The organism is Clostridium neonatale (genome assembly GCF_001458595.1).
Classification (GTDB): Bacteria; Bacillota; Clostridia; order Clostridiales; family Clostridiaceae; genus Clostridium; species Clostridium neonatale.
Genome location: NZ_LN890327.1, coordinates 150,319 through 174,605 on the forward strand (window position 1 = coordinate 150,319; position 24,287 = coordinate 174,605).

The 24,287-nt window shown below is 28.6% G+C and carries 13 protein-coding genes; all 13 read left to right on the forward strand.

Going from position 1 to position 24,287, the window contains the following annotated elements; all coding sequences use genetic code 11:
* The first annotated feature begins 84 nt into the window (after positions 1–84).
* On the forward strand, positions 85–2,172 hold the full coding sequence (locus BN2920_RS04145; RefSeq protein ID WP_058293766.1) for an alpha-glucuronidase family glycosyl hydrolase: 2,088 nt from the start codon (positions 85–87) through the stop codon (positions 2,170–2,172).
* A gap of 142 nt (positions 2,173–2,314) precedes the next feature.
* The gene (locus BN2920_RS04150; protein WP_058293767.1) at positions 2,315–3,985 is read left to right on the forward strand and encodes a type 2 periplasmic-binding domain-containing protein; all 1,671 of its coding nucleotides are present in this window, start codon (positions 2,315–2,317) and stop codon (positions 3,983–3,985) included.
* 71 nt (positions 3,986–4,056) lie between these two features.
* Positions 4,057–5,016, forward strand: a complete 960-nt coding sequence (locus BN2920_RS04155) for an ABC transporter permease (protein ID WP_058293768.1) — start codon at positions 4,057–4,059, stop codon at positions 5,014–5,016.
* Positions 5,017–5,030: 14 nt separating this feature from the next.
* Complete coding sequence (locus BN2920_RS04160) at positions 5,031–5,927, forward strand: carbohydrate ABC transporter permease (protein WP_058293769.1); 897 nt, start codon at positions 5,031–5,033, stop codon at positions 5,925–5,927.
* A complete protein-coding gene (locus BN2920_RS04165; RefSeq protein ID WP_058293770.1) occupies positions 5,927–7,051 on the forward strand; it encodes a family 8 glycosyl hydrolase in 1,125 nt (374 codons plus the stop codon). The genes BN2920_RS04160 and BN2920_RS04165 overlap by 1 nt, the downstream gene beginning before the upstream one ends.
* A 16-nt stretch (positions 7,052–7,067) precedes the next feature.
* Positions 7,068–8,612: a glycoside hydrolase family 43 protein gene (locus tag BN2920_RS04170; RefSeq protein ID WP_058293771.1), complete on the forward strand. Its 1,545-nt coding sequence runs from the start codon at positions 7,068–7,070 to the stop codon at positions 8,610–8,612.
* Positions 8,613–8,654: 42 nt separating this feature from the next.
* A complete protein-coding gene (locus tag BN2920_RS04175) occupies positions 8,655–11,396 on the forward strand; it encodes an endo-1,4-beta-xylanase (RefSeq protein ID WP_058293772.1) in 2,742 nt (913 codons plus the stop codon).
* Between the two features lie 127 nt (positions 11,397–11,523).
* Positions 11,524–13,404: a sialate O-acetylesterase gene (locus BN2920_RS04180; RefSeq protein WP_058293773.1), complete on the forward strand. Its 1,881-nt coding sequence runs from the start codon at positions 11,524–11,526 to the stop codon at positions 13,402–13,404.
* Positions 13,405–13,558: 154 nt separating this feature from the next.
* On the forward strand, positions 13,559–15,337 hold the full coding sequence (locus BN2920_RS04185; protein ID WP_058293774.1) for a sensor histidine kinase: 1,779 nt from the start codon (positions 13,559–13,561) through the stop codon (positions 15,335–15,337).
* Complete coding sequence (locus BN2920_RS04190) at positions 15,334–16,923, forward strand: response regulator transcription factor (RefSeq protein WP_058293775.1); 1,590 nt, start codon at positions 15,334–15,336, stop codon at positions 16,921–16,923. The genes BN2920_RS04185 and BN2920_RS04190 overlap by 4 nt, the downstream gene beginning before the upstream one ends.
* A gap of 368 nt (positions 16,924–17,291) precedes the next feature.
* Positions 17,292–19,337 (forward strand): methyl-accepting chemotaxis protein, encoded by a 2,046-nt coding sequence (locus BN2920_RS04195; RefSeq protein WP_058293776.1) that lies wholly within the window; start codon positions 17,292–17,294, stop codon positions 19,335–19,337.
* A gap of 218 nt (positions 19,338–19,555) precedes the next feature.
* Positions 19,556–21,271, forward strand: a complete 1,716-nt coding sequence (locus BN2920_RS04200) for an SGNH/GDSL hydrolase family protein (RefSeq protein ID WP_058293777.1) — start codon at positions 19,556–19,558, stop codon at positions 21,269–21,271.
* Between the two features lie 35 nt (positions 21,272–21,306).
* Positions 21,307–24,165 (forward strand): glycosyl hydrolase 115 family protein, encoded by a 2,859-nt coding sequence (locus BN2920_RS04205; protein WP_058293778.1) that lies wholly within the window; start codon positions 21,307–21,309, stop codon positions 24,163–24,165.
* Positions 24,166–24,287: the final 122 nt, after the last annotated feature.

A 24,287-nucleotide genomic window follows, 5' to 3' on the forward strand; every position in this document is an offset into this window, starting at 1 on the left:
ATATGAGAAGCTCTATCAGAACATTAAGTGGTAGTAAAATTATTTGTTTTGATATAGCTCTTTTAAATAAAAGGGGGTTTTATTATGGTGAATAAAGAAAGCAATATGTATTTATGCTGGTTAAGTCATAGAGAAGTAAAAAAGAGTAAATATTCAAATTATCTTAAAAACATAGTAGTGAAAAGTAATACAAGTTTAATTAAGTCTGCTATAAATGAATTTGAAGTTGCTTTAAAACAATGTGATTTCGAAGAGAGTAAGTCTAATATTTTTGAATATGAAATAAAGGAAGATCATATAGTTTTAAGATTAATAGAAGATAGTAGAATAGTTAAAGATGGTTATATTATAAAACATGAATTAAAAGAAGGAAAAGCTTCTAATATAACAATAAGTGCTATTAATGAAGAAGGTATTCTTTATGGAAGTTTTGCTTTATTAAGATTATTGGAACAAGGTACAGATTTAGATAATAAAGAAATAATAGATAATCCATCGAAATCAATAAGAATGATAGATCATTGGGATAACTTAGATGGAACTGTTGAAAGAGGATTTTCTGGTAGTTCTATATTATATGAAAGTGTAAGAAATAAAGATAAAATGAAAGATATTATGGCTGCTATAGGAATAAATGCAACTTATGATTTAATAAGAGATGCATTTAATGATGATTACAAAGTAGCTTCTGATTTAGATAGAATAAATGATTATGCTAGAATGCTTTGTTCAATTGGAATAAATGCTATAACAATAAATAACACAAATGTACACACATTAGAAACTGAACTAATAAATAAAAGGATAGATGTTGTAAAAACTATAAGTGACATAATGATAAAATATGGAATAATAACTTATTTAAGTATAAATTTTGCATCACCAATAACATTAAAAGATTTAGATACTTCTGATCCTTTAGATGAAAATGTAATTAAGTGGTGGAGAGAAAAAATAAAATATGTATATAGTGTACTTCCCAATTTAGGTGGTTTTATGGTTAAAGCAGATTCAGAAGGCAGACCAGGACCATTTACTTATGGCCGTAATCATGCTGATGGAGCTAATATGCTAGCAAAAGAATTACAACCTTATGGTGGAAAGCTTATATGGAGGTGTTTTGTATATAACTGTAGACAGGATTGGAGAGATAAAAGAACAGATAGAGCAAAAGCAGCTTTTGAATGTTTTGCTCAATTAGATGGTGAATTTTTAGATAATGTATATTTACAAATAAAAAATGGACCAATGGATTTTCAAGTTAGAGAACCTATATCACCTTTATTTGGGAAATTAGACAAAACAAATATGCTAATGGAATTTCAAATAACTCAAGAATATACAGGACAACAAAAGCATGTATGCTACTTGATTCCATGGTGGAAGGAAATTTTAGAGTCAGAAACATATGCAAATAATGAATATAGCTCTGTAGCTGATAGAATAGAAGGAATTGCTGGTGTTGTTAATGTAGGGAATGATGAAAATTGGACAGGAAGTATATTAGCACAAGCCAATCTATATGGTTATGGAAGAATTATATGGAATAGTGAAATAAGCAGTGAACAAATTGCACAAGAATGGATTAAGCTTACTTTGGGTGATGATGAATTAGTTGTGAAAAATATTGAATATATACTAATGAACTCATGGAAAGCTTATGAAAATTACACATCTCCTTTAGGAATAGGATGGATGGTAGCTCCAGGACATCATTATGGACCAGATGTTAATGGCTATGAGTTTTCTTCTTGGGGCACTTATCATAGAGCAGACTGCAAAGGAATTGGGATAGATAGAACAATGGAAACTGGTACAGGCTATGTAAATCAATATAACGAACCACTTAGTAGCAGATATAATAATTTATATTCATGTCCAGATGAATTATTATTATTTTTTCATCATGTTTCTTATAATCATATATTAAAATCGAATAAGACTGTGATTGAGCACATTTATGATAGTCACTTTGAAGGGTATGAAACAGTAGAAAAATTCATTGATGCAATAAAAGAAATTAAAGAGAGACTAAATAGAGAAATTTATGAAAGTATATTAAATGGCTTATATGTACAACTAGAAAGTGCTAAAGAATGGAGAGACATTATAAATACGTACTTTTATAGAATAAGTGGAATAAGCGATAAGAAGAATAGAAAAATATATTGATTATAAAAACTATAGTTTTTGGTATTTTATATATAGAAAGTTATGATGTAACTAATAAAGATGGATGATACAATATATTTGTAACAAACGTTTACAAATAATAGTCAAAATCAATGTGATTTTAGTATGGGGGGAAAGGTAAATGAAAAAAACAAAATCATTATTAGCTTTAGTATTGACAACTATGTTTTTGGTAGGTGCATTGGGTGGATGTGGTAGTAAATCGGATGCTGATAATAGTTCAGCATCCGATGGTGGAGTAAAAAAATTCACAGCATTTTTTGCAACAGCTGGAAAGGAAATTCCAGATAATAATAGAGTGAAAAAATTAATAACAGAGAAAATTGGAGCAGAAGTTGATGAACAATGGCTTACTGGACAAACTGCTAAAGAAAGAATTGGTGTTATGGTTGCGGGGGGCGAATATCCAGATTTTATAGATGCAGGAGATGCAACACAAGCATTGATTGATGCTGGCGCACTTATTCCATTAGAAGATTATATAGATAAATATCCAAATCTATCCAAGTACTTATCTGAACAAGATAGAAAAAGGTTAACACAACCTGATGGTCATATTTACTATATAAATCAATTCTCAACAGTTCAAGGAAAAGAAACAGATACCAATATGGGATCAGAAGCATTTTGGATTCAAAAAGCTGTTTTAGAATGGGCAAATTATCCAACAATAAAAACAGTACAGGAATATTTTGATTTAATATCAGCATATAAGGAAGCAAACCCAACAATAGATGGACAACCTACTATAGGTTTTGAGATTCTTTCTGATGATTGGAGATATTTCTGTTTAGAAAATCCTCCACAATTTGTAGCTGGATATCCTAATGATGGTAAAGCCATTATAGATAAAGATACATTAACAGCTAAAAATTATAATACAATTCCAGAAGCAAAAGAATATTTTAAAATATTAAATGAGCAATATGCTAAAGGAAATATAGATCCAGAAACGTTCACATCATCATATGACCAATATATTTCCAAGATCTCTACAGGTAGAGTTCTTGGTATGGTTGATCAACATTGGCAATTTCAAAATGCTGAAAATTCATTAAAGCAACAAGGCAAAGATGAAAGAACTTATGTACCGTTAGGTTTAACTATTGACCCAAATGTTACAGAGCACTATAGAAGCAAACTAGAGTTTAATGCTGGTAGTGGTATTGGTATATCAACAAGTTGTAAAGATGTAGAAGGAGCTTTAAAAGTTATAAATGATTTATTAGATCCTGAAGTAATAACAATGAGATCATGGGGGGAAAAAGACGTAGACTATAAAGTGGATGAAAATGGTAAATTTTATAGAACTGAAGAACAAAGAGATAATTCTAAAAATCAAGATTGGGTTAATGCTAATATGTGTGCATATTCTTACTTCCCTAACTATAAAGGAATGCAAGCAGATGGAATTAATACTATACTTCCAGGAGAGCAACCAGAAGAATTCCGTGCTACATTAAGTGAAACAGATAAGAAGATTCTTGATGCTTATGGATATGAAACATTTGCAGACTTTTTAAATCCACCACCAGAAGAAAATGAACTTTGGTTCCCTATTTATTCATATGTTAATACTTTAACTGCAGATTCTGCAGCAGGAATTGCATCACAAAAGATGGATGATATTAAGAAACAATGGCTTCCAAAAGTTGTAATGTCAGGGACTTCAAATTTTGAATCAACTTGGAATGAATATACAACAACATTAACTACTCAAGCAGACGTTAAAGCATATGAAGATGTATTGACACAAGAAGTTAAGAGAAGAGTTGAATTATTAAGTAAATAAAAAATTGTTAGTAATAAGGGAAGATTTTTAGAATTCCCTTACTACTAAAATAAATTAAAGGAGAAAATAGTATGGAAGCAGAAATGAAAAATCTTAGCTTAAACGTAGAAACAAAACCTAAAAAAGATTTATTTAAGAAAATTATGAAACAAAAGACACTAATTATCATGTCTATTCCATTTTTGATATATATATTTATCTTCAATTATCTTCCTCTTGCAGGATGGCTTATGGCATTTCAAAAGTATAAACCTGCAAAAGGGTTATTTGACCAAACGTGGTGTGGACTGGATCAGTTTAAATTCTTATTTTCAGATCCAACGTTCTTAAAAGTAGTAAGAAATACATTGTGTATGAGTTTGATAAATTTAACATTAGGATTTATTTGTTCAATAGGATTTGCACTATTACTTAACGAATTAAGAAATATATTATCAAAAAAATTCATTCAGACAGTATCTTATTTACCTCATTTCCTTTCATGGATAATTGTAACAGGGATTGTTGCAGATGTTCTTTCTTCAGATGGTGGTATTATAAACCAACTCTTATTAGCAACTAATATTATTAATCAGCCAATTAATTTCTTTGCAGACACAAAATATTTTTGGGGAATAGTAGGTATAACAAATGTATGGAAAGAAGTGGGTTGGGGAAGTATTATTTACCTTTCAGCAATTACTGCTATAAGTCCAGATTTATACGAAGCAGCAGAAATTGATGGTGCAGGAAGATTTCAAAAGATGCTTCATGTAACATTGCCAGGAATTAAATCTACTATATTTATATTATTAATAATGAACATTGGTAATATATTAAATGCAGGATTTGAAGTTCAATATCTTTTAGGTAATGGTCTTGTACAGGAAGTATCACAAACAATAGATATTTTCGTGTTAAAATATGGTATTAGTTTAAATAACTATTCTTTAGCAACGGCAGCAGGTATATTCAAAAGCGTAATTAGTGTGACTTTAATATTCATAGCAAATCGTTTGGCTAAATCTGCTGGTGAAGAGAGATTATTCTAGAAGGAGGAGCAATTATGGCAAATTGGAGAAGAAGAAGTAAGCGAGATATTGTATATGATACTTTAATAGGAATATTCATGGTGCTATTTTTAATTGTCACATTGTATCCAATACTGAATACATTAGCGATTTCATTTAATGATGGTATTGATTCGGTAAGAGGAGGAATATATTTATGGCCAAGAGTGTTCACACTTCAAAACTATAAGTCAGTATTTAATAATCAAAATTTAAGCCAAGCTGCATTTATTTCAGTTTCAAGAACAGTAATAGGAACAGTATTGCAAGTATTTCTAACAGCGATGTTAGCTTATGTTTTAAGTAGAAAAGAGTATATGTTTAAAAAACAACTTTCATTTATATATGTTTTGACAATGTATGTAGGTGGTGGAATGATCCCAACTTATGTATTAATAAAAAAATTGCATTTATTAAATAACTTTCTAGTATACATATTACCAGGCTTAGTTAGTGCCTTTAATATGATAGTAATTAGAACTTATATGAATGGACTTCCAGATAGTTTATCAGAATCAGCTAAAATTGATGGGGCAGGTGATTTTAGAATATTTATTCAAATAATATTACCGCTATGTAAGCCTGTTCTTGCAACAGTAGCATTATTTGTAGCTGTTGGCCAATGGAACTCTTGGTTTGATTCAATGTTATATTGTGCAGGTAATTCTTCATTGACAACTCTTCAATATGAACTTATGAAATTGTTATCAGCAGCGACACAACAAGGTACTTCAGGTACTGTTGATATGATGAAAAATGCTGGTAATATTGTAACACCGAAATCTATACGTGCAGCAACTACAATAATCACAGCGGCACCAATAGTATGTCTATATCCATTTTTACAAAGATACTTTGTTACAGGGCTTACAATTGGAGGCGTTAAAGAATAATGGGAGCATATTTAACTGAAAATTATACTAATCTTTTTAAAGAATATGGATATGATGAAAATAAAATTGAAAAGAGATTAGATGAAATATACGATACAATTTTTTATGGAAATGAAGAGGAAAGATTGTATCATGAAACAGAGAATAACATGGCATGTTTTATAGATACAGGAAATTATGACGTACGAACAGAAGGTATGTCATATGCAATGATGATGTGTGTTCAAAGAAACATGAAAAAAGAGTTTGATAAATTATGGAAATTTGCTAAAACGTATATGTGGATGGATTCAGGCTGGAATAAAGGATATTTTGCTTGGTCAGTTCAACCAAGTGGTATAAAAAATTCTGATGGTCCAGCTCCAGATGGTGAAGAATATTTCGCATTATCTTTATTCTTTGCAAGTAATAGATGGGGAGATGGAAAAGGAATATTTAATTATTCTTTGGAAGCAAGAAATATTCTACATGATTGTATTCATAAAGGTGAAAAAAATGATGGAGACAGCATGTGGGATATAAATAATAAATTAATAAAATTTGTTCCAGCAGTAGATTTTACTGATCCATCCTATCATTTACCACATTTTTATGATTTGTTTGCTTTATGGTGTAATGAAGAAGATAAAGAGTTTTGGAAAAAAGCCTCTCAAAACAGTAGAGAATATTTAAAAAAGGCATGTCATCCAGTGACAGGTTTAGCACCTGAATATTCATATTATGATGGCTCTCCTTTTAAGCATGATAATCGTGAAAGGTATTATAGTGATTCATATAGAGTTGCTGCAAATTTAGGACTAAGCTATGAATGGTTTGAATATTCGGATTGGGAATGTGAATGTGCAGATAAAATTCAAAAATTCTTTTGTGAGACAGTAAAGGGACAAGATGATTTAGTTTATGAAATAGATGGAACAATTATAAATGAAAAAGCACTTCATCCTGTAGCTATTATAGCAACAAACGCTATGGCATCTTTAGCAGCTAAAGGAAAGTATAAAAAGGAATGTATAGATTTATTTTGGAACACACCTTTAAGAAGCGATGAAAGAAGATATTATGATAACTGTTTATACTTATTTGCTTTTTTGGCATTAAGTGGAAATTATAAAATCTGGAAGTAAAGGAGAGTTACAGTTTATGAAAATTAAGAATCCTATATTATCTGGATTTTATCCAGATCCATCAATATGTAAAGATGATGAATACTTTTATTTAGTAACTTCAACATTTACTTATTTCCCAGGAGTACCTATATTTAGAAGTAAGGATTTAAGCAACTGGGAACAGATAGGTAATGTTTTAGATAGAAAATCTCAGCTAGACTTGAGTAATACAAGACATTCAGAAGGAATATTTGCTCCAACTATAAGATATAATGATGGAACATATTACATGATAACAACTAATATTACTCATGGAGGTAACTTTATAGTTACATCTAAAGATCCGGCTGGTCCATGGAGTGATCCTAACTTTTTAGAAGGTGCTCAAGGAATTGATCCAAGTTTATTTTTTGATAACGATGGAAAGGTTTATTATGTAGGAACAAGACCGAATCAGCAAGGCGTAAGATATAATGGAGATTGGGAAGTATGGACACAAGAATTAGATTTAAACTCTATGAAGCTAGTAGGAGAAAGTCATAAAATATGGAAAGGTGCTCTTAAAAATGTAATTTGGCCAGAAGGTCCTCATATTTATAAGAAAGGCAATTATTATTATCTCATGATTGCTGAGGGAGGTACAGGTCCTGATCATTGTATCACAGTAGCAAGAAGTACATCTGTATTTGGAGAGTATGTAGGAAATCCTAAAAATCCAATAATTACGCACAGACATTTAGGTAATAAATATCCAATACAACATGTTGGACATGGTGATTTAATAAGTACACAAGATAATAAATGGTTTATTATAATGCTAGCAAGCAGAAAGTTTAATGGATATTGTAATATAGGAAGAGAAACATTCTTAGCGACAGTTGATTGGGAAGAAGATTGGCCGATTATAAATTATGGGGTTGGAATATTGCAGGAAGAACAAGAAGTTGATCTTTGTGAATATCCAGTAGAAAGAAAAACAAATTCATATCATTTTTATAAAGAACAACTTGAAAAAGAGTGGCTATTTTTAAAAAATCCGTCAGAAAATTTGTATTCTCTTAAAGAAAGGGAAGGAGCTCTAAGACTATATCTTAAAGAACAAACCTTAAGTGATTTAGATAATCCGGCTTATATAGCTTTAAGACAAAAGAGTTATAACTATATTGCATCAACAGCAATGGATTTTACTCCGAACTCACAAAATGAGTGTGCTGGTATTGCTGTAGTTCAAAGTAATGAATATTATATGACATATGAATACACAAAAAAAGAAGAAAAATATGTACTAAGAATAATTGAAAAGAATAAAGAAAAATCTATCATACTTAATGAAGTAGAAATAAAAAATAAAAGATTATATTTAAAAATACAATGTAAAGATTCTTTATTAACATTCTATTATGGTTATGATGGGATTAATTATGAGGTATTACAACGTGATGTGGATACAAGGAATTTAAGCACTGAGGTAGCTGGAGGATTTGTAGGTTGCACATTAGGTATGTATGGATCAAGTAATAGGTATAAAAGCAATAATTATGCAGACTTTTTATGTTTTGAGTATCAAGATATAAAATAGCAATATAGATAATGAGATTTGATATGTAAAGGGAGAGGTTATATGTTAAATAAGAAAAAAGTATTAAAATGGATTAGCGTAATTACTATTGGACTAATAACTAATATAATTTGTATACCATTACAGCATAATATTGTACCAGCTTTAGCACAAACAGATCAGATAGCAGATGTGCAGTATTCCGAAAATTTTGAGGAAAGTATAGGTGAATGGAAAACTAGAGGAGGAGCTGTAGTTTCACAGGATTCAACACAAAAATACAAAGAAAATAATTCTTTAAAAGTATCAGGAAGAACAAAAACATGGGAAGGACCTATAAAAGACTTAACTAATATACTTACTAAAGGAGAAACTTATCATTTTTCTGTATATGTAATGTATGATGATGAAAATGGATTAGATAATCAAGTTTTTAATTTACAATTTGAAAGTGTTACTGGTGAGAGCAAAACTTACAAAGCTGCTGGAAGTGGTATAGCCCAAAAAGGTCAGTGGACTAAAATAGAAGGTGACTATACAATTCCTGAAAGTGCAGATAAATATTCTCTATATATAGAATTACCTTATAAAGCAGATGATAAAGTTAATGATTCGGATAAAATTGATTTTTATTTAGATAATTTAGTTATTACAAAAACAGAAATAGCAAAAAAAGATTTCCAAAGAGATATTCCAAAATTAAAAGAGGTATTTAGTGCTTATTTTCCTGTTGGAACAGAAATTAATACAAATCAGCTTGATAGTAGTGATATTCATTCTGAATTCTTAAAATATCAATATAATGCATTGGTGCCAGGTAATTTTATGAAGCCTGATGCACTACAACCAACTGAAGGTAATTTTAATTGGGATGAAGGAGATAAGTATGTAGAGTTTGGTCAAGAAAATGGAATGATATTAAGAGGACATACTTTGGTTTGGCATAGTCAAATACCTAATTGGTTCTTTGAAGATAAAAATGACTCAACTAAACCAGCTTCAAGTGAATTATTAAGAAGTAGACTAGAGAATCATATAAAAACTGTGGTTGGAAGATATAAAGGAAAGATAAAATATTGGGATGTTGTAAATGAAGTTATCTCAGATAATAGTGGCTTAAGAGGAGAGAATGAAGGATCAAAATGGAAATCTATAATAGGAGATATTGATGGTGATGGCTATGATAGTGATTATATTGAATTAGCCTTTAAATATGCTCATGAAGCTGATCCAGAGGCAAAATTAATTATAAATGAGTATGGTACAGAAGGAAGCACTAGAAAAAGAGATGATTTATATAATTTAGTTGAGAGAATGCTTAAAAAAGGCATCCCAGTAGACGGTATAGGTATTCAAAGTCATATTTCTATAACTAGACCTTCAGTAGAGCAAATTAAATCGTGTATTGAAAAATTTGCAACTTTGAAAAAATACAACCCAGATTTTACTGTTCAAGTTACAGAATTAGATATGTCAATTTATAATAGTGATGATGAACCTGAAAATATAACAAATGATATTTTAGTACAACAAGCAAGTCAATACAAATCACTATTTGATGTTTATAAAGAAGAAGCCCAAAAAGGTAATTTAGGATTAGTTATGTTCTGGGGTAATTCAGATGATGATTCATGGTTAGATAATTTTCCGGTAGTGGGTAGAAATAATGCCGCATTGCTTTTCGATAGAAATTTACAGGCTAAGCCAGCTTATTGGGCGATTGTAAATCCTTCGAAAGTTGATGTATATAAAAAGACAGTAAATACATCAAGTGGAACGCCTGTAATAGGAAATAATGTGGACGCCAAATGGATGACAACTAAATCCTTTGATGTTAATTCATTTGTAAAAGGATTAGATGGAGCTACAGCTAAGGTAAAATCTATGTGGGATGTGGATAATTTATATATTTTTGCAGATGTACATGATGAAACAGTTGGAGATAAAGATAGTGTAGATATATATGTATCTAATAGTGAAGGTAAATATGAAAAATATTCAATTAATCGTAGTACTAACAATGATAGAATTAAGGTTAGTAAAACATCTAGTGGATATCAAATACAAGCTAAATTACCATTAGAGGGCATTGAAGCTAGATTAGGAACTAAAATTATATTTGATATGAAAATTAATGACAATGATTCTAATGGGGATATAACATCTTCAGCAGTTTGGAATGATTATGCAAGCACAGATACATTAAATCCTGAAAATGGTGGAATATTATTATTTAGTCAAGCATCAAAATTAGTAGAAGTTAAAAAAGGAACTCCAGTTATTGATGGTAGTATAGATGATATATGGAAGACAGCTAATGTTATCAGCACAGATGTAAGTCTACAAGGGGAAGGTACAGCTAAAGCTAAAGTTAGACTTTTATGGGATAAAAATTATATTTATGTATTAAGTGAAGTTAGTGATGGTACTTTAGATAAAACTAGTAAAAATTTACATGAGCAAGATTCTGTTGAGGCATTTATTGATGAAAATAATGCGAGAACTTCGGATTATGATAATGATGATGCTCAATATAGAGTAAATTATGATAATGAACAAAGTGGTGGAGGAAACAGAATTGTTGATAAATTCAAATCAGCAGCTAGTAAAACTGATGATGGATATGTAGTAGAAATGGCTATACCTTTAAATAATCAGGCTGTAGTTAATCAAATTTTAGGATTTGATTTTCAAGTAAATGATGCTACTAATGGTACAAGAAATGGGGTAAATATTTGGTGTGATGAATCTTCTATGACATGGTCTACTCTGAAGAATATCGGTAATATATTATTAATTGGTTAAATAATCCTAATAAATATATTAGAAAAATAATATATACAAAATAAATATTCAAAAAAGAGAAGCTAAATATGAGCTTTTAACGATATTTATATATTTTGTAATTTTTAACTTAAAGGAGATTTAAAGTATGTCATTAAATTTGAATAAAATGTGGTTGCCTGCTTTAGTTAGTGATGGAATGGTTTTACAAAGAGGAAATAAAACTTCAATTACAGGAAAAGCAAGTAAAAATGAAGATATACTAATCGAATTTTGCGATGAAAAGTACGAAAGTATTACTGATGAAAATGGATATTTTAAAGTGACATTAAAAAACTTAGAAGCTGGTGGCCCTTATGAAATGATAATTAAGGGAAAAGAAGAAAGAAGAATTAAAGATATTTTAATAGGTGATGTATATGTTTGTAGTGGGCAATCTAATATGGAATTACCAATAAGTAGAGTTTTTGATTTATATGAAGATGAAGTAAATGGATATAGTAATTCAAATATAAGAAGATTTACATTACTAAAAGAATATGATTTTCATGGACCACAAGAAGAAATTAATGGAAGTGGATGGTTAGAAATTAATCCACAAAATGCTTGTGAATGTAGTGCTGTAGCATATTTTTTTGCAAAAGATTTATATGAAAAATATAAAATACCAATAGGATTAATAATAAATGCAGTAGGTGGAAGTAGAGCAGAAAGCTGGACGAGCGAGGAAGCTTTGAATAAATATTCGAGGTTTACTGAAACAATAGAAAGATGTAAAAATGATTATTATGTGCAAGCCACAATAAAAAGCGATATGGATAGAATAAATGAGTGGTATACAACCATAAATAATATTGATGAAGGTTATAAGGATGAACAAGATAGATGGTATAGTGAAAATTATGATGATTCAAATTGGCGCACTATGACAGTTCCGCAAAGTTTTGAGGGGACAGAGCTTGAAAATATTAATGGATGTATATGGTTTAGAAAAGAGATATATTTATCAAAATGTGCAGAAAATTTTAAAAGTAAATTATTATTAGGTGCGATTGTAGATTGGGATGCAGTATATATTAATGGTATTAAAGTAGGACAGACCGATTATATGTATCCACCAAGGAAATATGATATTCCTAAAGATATACTAAAAGAAGGTAAAAATATTATAACTATACGATTAATAAGCAACATTAATGTAGGTGGATTTATAAAAGATAAGGATTATGAATTGATTATCGGATCTGAAAAAATAGATTTAAAAGGTTTATGGAAATATAAAATAGGATGTAATATGGAAGCTTTAGAGCAGCAAACATTTTTTGAATTTAAACCAGTAGGTCTTTATAATAAGTTGATTTATCCAATTAAAGATTATAATATAGCAGGGGTTATATGGTATCAGGGGGAGTCCAATACTGAATATCCTTATGATTATGAAGAATTATTTACAGATATGATCAAAAATTGGAGAGAGACTTGGAATATAGGTGATTTTCCATTCTTATTTGTTCAATTAGCTAATTATATGGAACCAAGTGAAGAATATAGCGAAAGTAATTGGGCACTTGTTAGAGATTTACAAAGGAGAACGTTAAAAGTTAATAATACAGGAATGGCAGTAGCTATAGATTTAGGAGAATATAATGACTTACATCCGCTAAATAAAAAAGATGTTGGTAAAAGGTTAGCATTATGTGCTAGAAAAATAATTTATAATGAAGAGATTGTTCATAGTGGACCACTATATGAAAAGTTAGAAGTATGTAATAACAAAGCTAAGGTTTATTTTACTAATATAGCTAGTGGACTTTTAGTAAAAGGATCAGAATTAAAACATTTTGCAGTATGTGGCGAAGATGATATATATATACCTGCAAAAGCAATATTAACTAATAATGTAGTAGAAGTAGTTAGTGATAAAGTGGATTGCATATGTGGTGTAAGATATTGTTGGGCAGATTGTCCGTTAGAAGTTACATTATATAATAAAGAAGGATTGCCAGCCTCACCATTTAGTACAAAGTAAAGAACTACACCTATAAATAAAGAGAGGATTCAATATTGAATCCTCTCTTTGCAAATCTAAGCTTTTAAATAAAGTAATAAAGAAAAGAGAAGTAATATCAATTAATGAAATATAAGGGTATATGTGTTAAAATTGATATTATAAGGAGAAAGCTATGAAAAATAAATATATGATTAATAACTACAGTATAAGGTCGAAATTATTAACAATATATATAGTATGTGTATTAATTCCTATTATTGTAACTAATTCTCTTATTTTTTTTAGTATGAAAAAGTATTACGATAATGAGCAAATGATAAATATTCAGAATACCCTTGATAGAGTAAAATATAATCTTAGTACAAGAATAGAAGAAAGTATGTCTATTGCAAACGATTTATATATTAATAGTGTATTAAAAAGTTTTCTAAATAAGAAGTATGCTAGTTACATAGAGTTCTATGAAGAATATACTGATTTATTAAAAATAACATCTATAAACTCATACTATACTTCAAGCAATATATATAAGTTAACAATTTATACAGATAACAATACTATATCTGATTCTGCATACTTTGAAAAAATCACTCCAGAATTAAAAGAAACTAAATGGTATAAGGATGCATTTGAGAGCAATAAAAGCTTAATTTTAAGTACGTATTTTGATAGAAGTGTAATAAACATTTTAAATGATAACCCCTATAGAAAGATAAGTATAATTAACAAATTAAATGATTCCCCAGAGAATACCCAGATTTTAAAGATAGATCTAAACTATGATAAGATATTCAATGAAATAGCAAGTGAAAAAATGAATGCTAATTTATACGTCTGTAATGATAAGAATATATTATTTTCTAATGTCAAAGATGATAATTCTAAAGAAGAATTTAAGTCAATTGATAATATTAAAGAAAAAGATTTTAAATTTAGTAGATCTATTAAAGTAAGAGGAACAGGCGAAGTGTGGAATGTAGTTATTACTGCGGATAATATTAATGTATTAAATAAACTAAGAGAAGAAAAAGCTGTTATTTTAATACTTATATTATTTAATTTATTGTTACCAACTATAGTAATTAATATGGTATCTAAATCTTTTAAAGATAGAATTTTATTAATTAATAGTTATTTAGATAAGGTTGAAGATGAAGAGTTTAACACAATAGTGTGTGATGAAGGCAAAGATGAAATAGGGAGGCTAATAAAAAGTTATAATTTAATGGTATGTAGAATAAAAGAATTAATAGAAGAAGTACTTCTTAAAAATGTAGAAAAACAAGCTTTAGAATTGGCTAAAAAGCAATTAGAACTGAGAGCTCTACAAAGCCAAATAAATCCACATTTCTTATTTAATACTCTTGAAAGCATAAGAATGAGAAGTTTAATAAAAGGTGAAAAAGAAACGGGGGAGATAATTGAAAAATTAGCAGTATTATTGAGAAATATAGTTAACTGGGGAGATGATACTGTGACAATTCAAGAAGAAATGACATTTGTAGAGAATTATCTTAATATTCAAAAATATCGTTTTGGAGATAAACTTGACTTTGTTTTGAATGTTATGGAAAATTGCAAAAAAATTAAAATACCTAAGCTATCTATAATAGGTTTTGTTGAAAATGCATGTGTGCATGGAGTTGAGCAAGTTCCACGTAATGCAAGTATATGTGTAACTATATTTAAGAATGAAGTAGATCTATTTATTGAAATCATAGATACTGGAATAGGTATGGAAGAAGAAAAGCTAAATGAAATAAAAGAGAAACTAAAAAATTTAAAGATAGAAATGTTGAATAACAGTAAAAGTATAGGCATGATTAATACTTGTATAAGATTACAAGCATATAGTAATTATTCAATGAAATTTGAATTTGATAGTGAATTAAATAGGGGAACAGAGATTTTGATACAAATACCATTAAATAATGAGAGGAGAGTATTATGATAAAGATATTATTAGTAGATGATGAACCTTTTATAAGAAAAGGTATACAAATACTCATAGACTGGGAGAGTTATGGGTATGAAATTGTAGCAGAAGCAAGTAATGGAGTAGAAGCAATAAAGGAATTACAGAAAAATGAAATAGATTTAATCATAACAGATATAAAAATGCCAGAAATGAATGGATTAGAATTTATTGAGTATACCCAAAGTAATATAAAGAAAAAGTATAAATTTATTGTACTTAGCGGATTTTATGAATTTGAATATGCCAAAAAAGCTATAAAATATAATGTCAAAGATTATATTTTAAAACCAATTGTAGTGGATGAACTTATAAAAGTGTTGACTAGTTTCAAAGAAGAATATTTAAAAGAAAAAATAAAGGATAATAAAGAAAAGATAAAAGATAAAACTATTTATGATAAGAATTTAAGTTCAATTATATTAGGTAAATATGACCAAGCTGAATTAGATTATGTAAAAAAATATTTAGATTTTAATGGATTATTAAGATATATAATAGTCGAAATAAATTATGATACAGATACCTATATTTCAGATGACTGTAAGAGAAAAGCTCAAAGAGAACTATATAAAAGCATGATGGATATTTTAAATGAACATTATTATAATGTTATTTTTGATGTAAGTAATGATAGAAATTGTTATGATGTTGGATTTATCTATAATAAAGAATTAGCTAAAGAAAAAGGGTTGACTGAAAAAGAATATATATCAATAATTCGAGGTAAATTAATACAAAGAATAAAATACGACTTTTATATGTATATTGGGCAGAAAGTTGAATGTATTGAAGACTTGTCATTATCATATAAAAGTGCTAATATAGCAAAAATATTTACTGATTTTTCCTGTATAACGTATTATGATGAGATTATTGAAATAAATGAAGTTTCTTATGGAGTAGAAAAGCAATATATAGATAAGTTAATAAAAGAAATTGAAGAAAATAATGAGGAAGAAATTTCAAACTGTGTGGATAGGTTGTATAGTAGCTTTAAGAAAACTGCAATAGATTTAGATGTTATAAAAATGAATGTGAATTACTTATTATGCAATCTAATAAATATTGCTAAAAAATTAGATGCTGATGCAGATCAAAAAGAGGTAATGAGATATATTACTTATGGAGCATTTTCTAAAATAGTTAGTAGAGGAAGTTCAGAACATTTAAAGGAATTTTCATTTGAATTTGCAAAGTATTTAGCTCAACTAAGAGAGAATTCAGTATCAGGAGTTTTAACTTATATAGATAAAGAAATTTCAGAAGGATATATGGAAAAGCTAAGTTTAAAATCTTTAAGTGAAAAGTACTATATTAATAGTGCATATTTAGGACAGATTTTTAAAAAGAAATATAATACATCATTCAAAGAATATCTTAACAATTTTAGAATAGAAAAAGCTTCTCAATTATTGGCGACAAGTGATAAAAAAATTTATGAAATTTCTGAGGCTATTGGATATAGCAATACTGATTATTTTATTAATAAATTTGTTCAGTTAAAGGGAATGACCCCGTCACAATATAGAAGACAGCTTATAGATGTTAATAGAAGATAAGACTTCTATACTGGTATTTATTTAATTATAATAATGAAACAAATTCTATAATAAGAATTGCTTCTGTAGATTTATTTTCTTGGAGGATAATTTAAATTAACTAAGGTAAAGTATATTCTTTATTTTATATAATTATTAGTATTTTATCTATAGAAAGTATATATAAAATAAAAGTTAAGTAATGATATTATAGATTAAGAAAGCTTTAAAAATGTTACGAGGTAGTACAAATTCTAAAGAATTTTTTTTTTAGTAGTAAGTATAGTTCGGATGTAAGAGGCAGGAGGAACTAATCATGAAAATTATGAGAAACACCATATGTAGTATTAAAAATGTATTGAAAAAAAAAAGGAATATGTAATGTAGAAATGATTAATTTGAATGTTCTAACTAGAAATCTTAAAATAAAATTTAGATTAATTATTTCTTATGGAGTGTTAATATTAGCTATACTATTAATAATTGGACAAACATCTATAATACAATCTCGTAAAGCAATGGACAATAAAAGTATACAGTTTTCTTCACAAATTACAAATCAAATAAAAAACAATGTGTTTAATGAAATGGGCAAAAATGTAGATTTATCGAAGACTTTAGCGTTAGACTCTGATATTCAGGATTATTTAATTAATAGTGAAACACTAGGATATAGTGATAAATACAAAAAAACAACATCGTTATCAAAAATAGTTAGAATGAGAATATCATCTAATAATTATGTATCAAATTTAAGTATTGTTGATGAAAATAATATTAGTATAGGTAATATATCAGCTAATATGATGAAATGTTTAGAAAAAAATGAAGATAATATTAAGAAAAATATAAATAGTAAATGGGTGCTACAAAATGAGGAAGGTAAATATTCAATATATAATTTATTTGGCGTAAAATCTTCATATAATGGCCAAAGAATTGGAACAGTAATACAAGAAATTAAAGGAGAAATGTTTACTAATATACTGAAAGATATTAATTTAGGAATTGATTCAGAGGTATCTATATTGAGTTTAGATGGAACTATTATAGGAAATAAAGATATAAATTTTGTAGGCCAAAAGTACGAGAAAGGAAACTTATTAAATGAAATTAATAATAGAGTTAGAAAAGAAGACGGATTTGATGTTGATATATCAGGAACTTTTTCGAGTAGCTATGGTAAAAATCTAGTTTCATATTCTAGTTTAAATATAAATGACTGGTATATAGTAACGACTATTCCATATAGTTATTTAAATCAAGAAGCGAATAAAATGCAAAATAATATTATAATAATTGGAACAATATCATTTATCGTAGCAATGATTATTTCGTTATTAATATCTAGAGACATTTCAATCTCATTACAAAATCTTGTTGAGCTTATGGAAAAAGCTAAGAGTGGATACTTAAATTTAGAGATAAATAATAATTATACTGATGAGGTAGGAATAGTTACTTATAAATTTAAAGGTATGATAAAAAAAATAAGTATATTGATTAGTGACGTTAAGAATTTAATAAGAAATATATCTGATGGAACTGAAACTGTTTCGAATATATCAGAACATTCATATGCTGTATCCGAAGAAATAGCGGCTACAATGTTGGAAATAGAAAGAGGAGCTATTGTTCAAGAAGATAGTGTTATTAAGAGTTTAGAGTTTATGAATAATTTATCGGATGAAATAAATGCTGTGAACGAAAAAGCACAAAATGTTTCAAGATATTTAGAAAATACTAAAAAGGTGCAAGAAAGTGCTTTAGAGTCAGTTGAAGATTTAAATTTAAGAGTTAATGAATCTAATAGAGTATCTTTTAAAATAACTGAAGAAATAAATTCTTTAAATTATGAGGTCAAAAATATAAGAGATATTATAAATATAATTGCAGATATTTCTGAACAAATAAATTTATTATCTTTAAATGCAGCAATAGAAGCAGCAAGGGCAGGAGATGCCGGTAAAGGATTTGCGGTTGTAGCAAATGAAATTAAAAAACTTGCTGATCAAACAAAAAGATCTTCTATTAAGATACACGATATAATAAATAATGTTAAAATTAAAACTGAATTAGTAGTTAAAATGTCGGATAATTCAAGTAATGTAATAGAACATCAAATTCATTCACTTAAAAATACAAGCATGGCATTTGATAAAACATTTTTTTCAATAAATCAGATAGATAATGAATTAAAAGGGGTTTTTAAAGCAATTGAAAAAATAGTAAGTACAAAGGAAGCTGCAAGAAGTGCAATGAAAAGGATATCATCCATTTCAGAAGAAACAACACAAACAACCAAACAAGTATCAGAGGCAACACAAGATCAAATTAAAGAAATAGAAGAAGTAGCTGATTTTTCAAAAAAATTAAATGAAATAGTTGAAAAACTTGAAAATACAATTTCATATTTTCATGTAAAAGATAATTAATTATTATTTAGACTAAAAAGTAATTTAGCTTAAGGATAATATTTAGTTTAGATGTATTGTAATACTTTTTATGAAATTTGTTGATTTGGATGTAAATTAATTCATGATAATTGAGACAATTTATTAATCTATTTATGTATATAGTTAAAAGTAATGAGATAATATAATTTATATATATTATCATAGCATTTTTATAAAATATAGGAGGAAAATAGTTTATGTCAAATAATAAACAATCAGGACCTAAAGCACCAAAGGATCCACAAAAAAGACGAAGTGGATTTTATATTATGGTAGATAAAATTTTAGAGGCTACTGCACGATGTGAAGGAAAACCTTCACAGGAATTTTATCTAGATGAGGGAAGATTATCTTTTGATGCACAATTTGTAGGTGGTGTTGAAGATGAAAATATACTTAATCTTTTAAAAAATTTTGATGGTTTTTATAAAGTAGTTCACAGTATAGGAATTTCTGTAGTAGCATCTGACGAGGCTGGAACAATTAATTTTGTGTTTCAAAATTATGGGGAAACAGATAAGTATGGAGGGGGGACACAAATTAAGCTGCCTTGCGAGAAGGATGGTTCGGAGATGATTTTTAATATTGATGAGTATGAATGGTTAAAAGATGAATATGTTGTAGGAAAGATGGCTTTTGAGTTTGAAAAGCCAGGACTTACGGCAAAAGCAACTGTGAAAATTTATCTTAATGATGGATATGAGACTCCAGAAATTTCAATAGATTCGCCAGTTGAATTTGAAAGTGATGACTACAATTCAATGATTTCAAGATCTCTTTTAAGCCTAGGAAATAATAAAAGGCTTAAAGCTGCAATAGATAAGGCGAAAAATGGAAGAGATATAAACATAGCGTATATTGGAGGTTCTATAACTCAAGGAGCAGGAGCTAAACCAATTCACACAAACTGTTATGCTTACAAATCTTATTTGAAATTCAAAGAGATGTTTGAAAGGGATGGAGCAGATAATGTTCACTTTATAAAAGCAGGAGTTGGTGGAACACCATCAGAGCTAGGAATAGTGCGATATAACAGAGATGTTCTTAGAAATGGAAACGTAAAGCCTGATATTGTAGTTGTTGAGTTTGCGGTAAATGATGAAGGCGATGAAACTAAAGGGAAATGCTATGAAAGCTTGATTTTAAATATACTTTCTGATGAAAATAAGCCAGCAGTAATTTTATTATTTTCTGTATTTGCTAATGACTGGAATTTGCAAGAGAGACTTTCACCAGTTGGAAAACATTATAATCTTCCAATGGTAAGCATATCTGATGCAGTGGTTGATCAATTTAAACTTACAAAAGAGGAAGGGAATGTAATAAGTAAGAGACAGTATTTTTATGACATTTATCATCCTACAAATGATGGACATACTATAATGGCAGATTGTCTTGCATACTTGTTTGAACAAACTGAAAAAAATTTTTGTGATATTATTGATATTTCATTGGATAAAGAACCAGTTATAGGTGATGAATTTATAGGAATGCATCTGATTGATAGAAGAGATAATGAATGTAAAGCAGTAATAGAACATGGCAGTTTTAAACAAATAGATACAGATCTTCAATTTGTTGAAATGGATGATAATCAAGATGGTACAGCACAGTTTCCATATAACTGGATGCATGCACCAGGTTTTGGAGATGAAAGCTTTCTTTTAACAGTTAACAGCAGAAGTTTGCTGCTTGTATTTAAAGATTCAGGAAGATTAGATTTTGGTAAGGCTGATATATTTGTTGATGGTATTTTTGCTATGACTATAGATCCACAAGAAGCAGGATGGACTCATTGTAATACTGTTATTCTATACAATGAGAAAAACATAAGGGAACATAAAATAGAAATAAAGATGGCACATGGTGATAAGGATAAATACTTTACTATTCTTGGATTTGGATATAATTAATATATTAAAATGACAACAAAGGAGAATATTTGAAAATGTTGTATTATAAATCAAAGATAGCAATTACAGCGGAAGGAAAAGCATGTGATATTTTTATAGATAGATATGGAAATGATTACGATGGATTAAAACTTGTGGCAAAATCATTTACAGAAGATATTACTATGGTTACTGGAATAAAACCTAAAGTTGTAACAGATGTGAAAGAACTAAAGAAAAGTGCCATAATTGCAGGTTCTATAGGAAATAATATTATTATTGACACATTAATCATTAATAAAAGAATTGATGTATCAGATATAAAAGAGAGAAGAGAATGTTATAAGATACAAGTTGTTGAAAATCCATATAAAGGAATAGAAAAAGCTATTATTATTGTAGGAAGCGATAAAAGAGGAACAATGTATGGAATTTACTACATTTCGGAATTGATTGGGGTTAGTCCATGGAGTTATTTTGGAGATGTTGTACCGGAAAAGAAGTCAGAGTTGATTTTTGATGAGAATGATTTAAACTTTACATCAAAGGAGCCATCTGTAAAATATAGAGGATTTTTCTTAAATGATGAATGGCCATCGTTAGGTTCATGGGTAACAAATTCATTTGGAGATTTTAATGAAGAATTTTATGAGAAAATATTTCAATTGATTCTTAGACTAAAGGGGAATTTTATGTGGCCTGCTATGTGGAGCGCTGTATTTAGTGAAAATGGTAAAAGCAATCCTTTAGCAAATGCAAAACTTGCAGATACATATGGTATTGTAATGGGAACATCTCATCATGAATCAATGTTTCGTTCAGGTGAAGAATGGAAGAAGATTAATAATAAATACGGTGATAACACAACCTGGGATTTTGCAAGCAATAAAGAAGCCATAACAAAATTCTGGGAAGATGGACTTAAGCGTAATAAGAATTTTGAAAGCTTTATTACAATTGGTATGAGAGGAGAGCAAGATTCTGCATTAGAAGGTTCAGAAGAAGAAAATATTGAACTTTTAAAGGAAATAATAATAACACAAAAGGATTTATTGAAGAAGCATGGGCTTGAGAAAGAACGACAGGTTCTTACAATATATAAAGAGGTAGAAAAATACTGGTATGGAACAGATAAAGCTGAAGGATTAAGAAATTGGGATGTATTAGATGATGTTACTATTATGCTTGCTGATGATAATTTCGCAAATGTCCGTACACTTCCTATAGAAAAAGAAGCAAGTAGAAAAGCTGGATGGGGAATGTATTATCATTTTGACTATCATGGTGGCCCATATTCTTATGAATGGGTAAATGTAACTCCACTTGAAAAGATATGGGAACAGATGTCTATGGCTTATGATTATGGTGTACGTGATATATGGATTGTAAATGTTGGAGATTTAAAACCAATGGAATTTCCAGTTTCATATTTTCTAGATTTAGCTTATAGTTTCGAAACATGGGGTACTAATGGAATAAATAAAATAAGAAAATATACAAAGAAGTGGTGTATGCAGCAATTTGGAAAAGTTGTAGGACAAGATTTAATAAATGGAATAGAGAGTATATTGACTGATTATACAAAAATGAATGGAAGTAGAAAGCCTGAAGTTACATCTGCATCAACATACAGCTATATAAATTATAATGAAGCTAAAAGAGTACTTAAAAAAGTAATTGATTTAGAAAATAGATCTAAGAAATATTATGATCAGATGCCAGATTATTTAAAAGATGCATATTATCAGCTTATTTATTATCCAGCAGTAGCATCTGCTAATGTAGTAAAAATGCAGATATATGCTGGATTAAATAGTATTTATTATAAACGTAAAAGTTGCCTTGCTAATTTGTATGCACAATTAGTTGAAGAGTGCAAAGTTAAGGATACTGAAATGCAGAATTATTATAATAATATTATGTCGAATGGCAAGTGGAAAGGAATGATGAGTTCTCCTCATATAGGATATACTCAATGGTGTCCAGATGGATGGAAATATCCAGAAGTTAATAATGTTTCTCTTCAGAATGAAAGTATTATGATTGTAGATGTTGAAGGGTGTGAAAAAGGATATAGTGGTGGTACAGTAGATTTACCGTCATTTACAAATTTAAATAAAGAAAATTATGATATCACTATAAGTAATGGTGGGAAAATTGAGTTTGAATATGAAGTAAAAACAAGCAAAGACTGGATAAATGTAGATAACATGCATGGAAGCATTTCTAATGGGAAGACAATTAATATTTCAATAGATTGGAGTAAAGTATCAAAAACATTAGCAGGTTATATAACTATTTCAGGTGCAGGAAAAATAGTTAAGATAAATGTTACAGCAGAGGTTATAGATACGTATGATCTGCCTAAGATGACATTTATTGAGACTCATGATGTGGTTTCTATTGAAGCAGAACATGTATCAAATAATATTGAAAAAGCTAAAGCATCATGGAAGGTAATTGAAAATTATGGACGTACTTTGTCATCAGTTAAGATGTTTCCGACAACTGTATCTTTTGAAAAGGTTGAAGATGCACCATATTTGGAATACTTATTAAAAGTGAATATGGATTCGGAATATATTTTAACAACCTATATTGCACCAACAAATAATCTTAGAGAGAAAAGCAGATTAAAATATGCAGTGGCTTTTGATGGTGAAAAAGAAACTATAGCAGATGCTTTTATAGATGATTTTATTGCTGGTAGCTACACTAATGACAGTTGGTGTGAGGCAGTACTTAATAACATTCATATAACAACAACTAAACACAGATTAACTAAAGGAATTCATAAGCTTCGTTTTTATGGTATGGATGCAGGTTTGGTATTGCAAAAGCTAGTTTTATCAAAAGAAAAACTTCCATATTCTTATTTTGGACCAGAGGAAAGTTTTTATGTAGCACATAAATAGATATATTAGGTAAGTACTTAATTAAGTGATTAATAGAATAGTTATATTTTTTATTACATTAATATTACAGATATTTAAATATATACAATTTTGCTTAACTAGAATATTTGTATCTATATATA

Bases quoted from the DNA above. Each gene is read 5' to 3' on its own strand.
- BN2920_RS04145 (WP_058293766.1), top strand. From the start codon at position 85: ATGGTGAATAAAGAAAGCAATATGTATTTATGCTGGTTAAGTCATAGA.
- BN2920_RS04205 (WP_058293778.1), top strand. From the start codon at position 21,307: ATGTTGTATTATAAATCAAAGATAGCAATTACAGCGGAAGGAAAAGCA.
- BN2920_RS04170 (WP_058293771.1), top strand. From the start codon at position 7,068: ATGAAAATTAAGAATCCTATATTATCTGGATTTTATCCAGATCCATCA.
- BN2920_RS04150 (WP_058293767.1), top strand. From the start codon at position 2,315: ATGAAAAAAACAAAATCATTATTAGCTTTAGTATTGACAACTATGTTT.
- BN2920_RS04180 (WP_058293773.1), top strand. From the start codon at position 11,524: ATGTCATTAAATTTGAATAAAATGTGGTTGCCTGCTTTAGTTAGTGAT.
- BN2920_RS04195 (WP_058293776.1), top strand. From the start codon at position 17,292: ATGATTAATTTGAATGTTCTAACTAGAAATCTTAAAATAAAATTTAGA.
- BN2920_RS04185 (WP_058293774.1), top strand. From the start codon at position 13,559: ATGAAAAATAAATATATGATTAATAACTACAGTATAAGGTCGAAATTA.
- BN2920_RS04160 (WP_058293769.1), top strand. From the start codon at position 5,031: ATGGCAAATTGGAGAAGAAGAAGTAAGCGAGATATTGTATATGATACT.
- BN2920_RS04190 (WP_058293775.1), top strand. From the start codon at position 15,334: ATGATAAAGATATTATTAGTAGATGATGAACCTTTTATAAGAAAAGGT.
- BN2920_RS04175 (WP_058293772.1), top strand. From the start codon at position 8,655: ATGTTAAATAAGAAAAAAGTATTAAAATGGATTAGCGTAATTACTATT.
- BN2920_RS04155 (WP_058293768.1), top strand. From the start codon at position 4,057: ATGGAAGCAGAAATGAAAAATCTTAGCTTAAACGTAGAAACAAAACCT.
- BN2920_RS04200 (WP_058293777.1), top strand. From the start codon at position 19,556: ATGTCAAATAATAAACAATCAGGACCTAAAGCACCAAAGGATCCACAA.
- BN2920_RS04165 (WP_058293770.1), top strand. From the start codon at position 5,927: ATGGGAGCATATTTAACTGAAAATTATACTAATCTTTTTAAAGAATAT.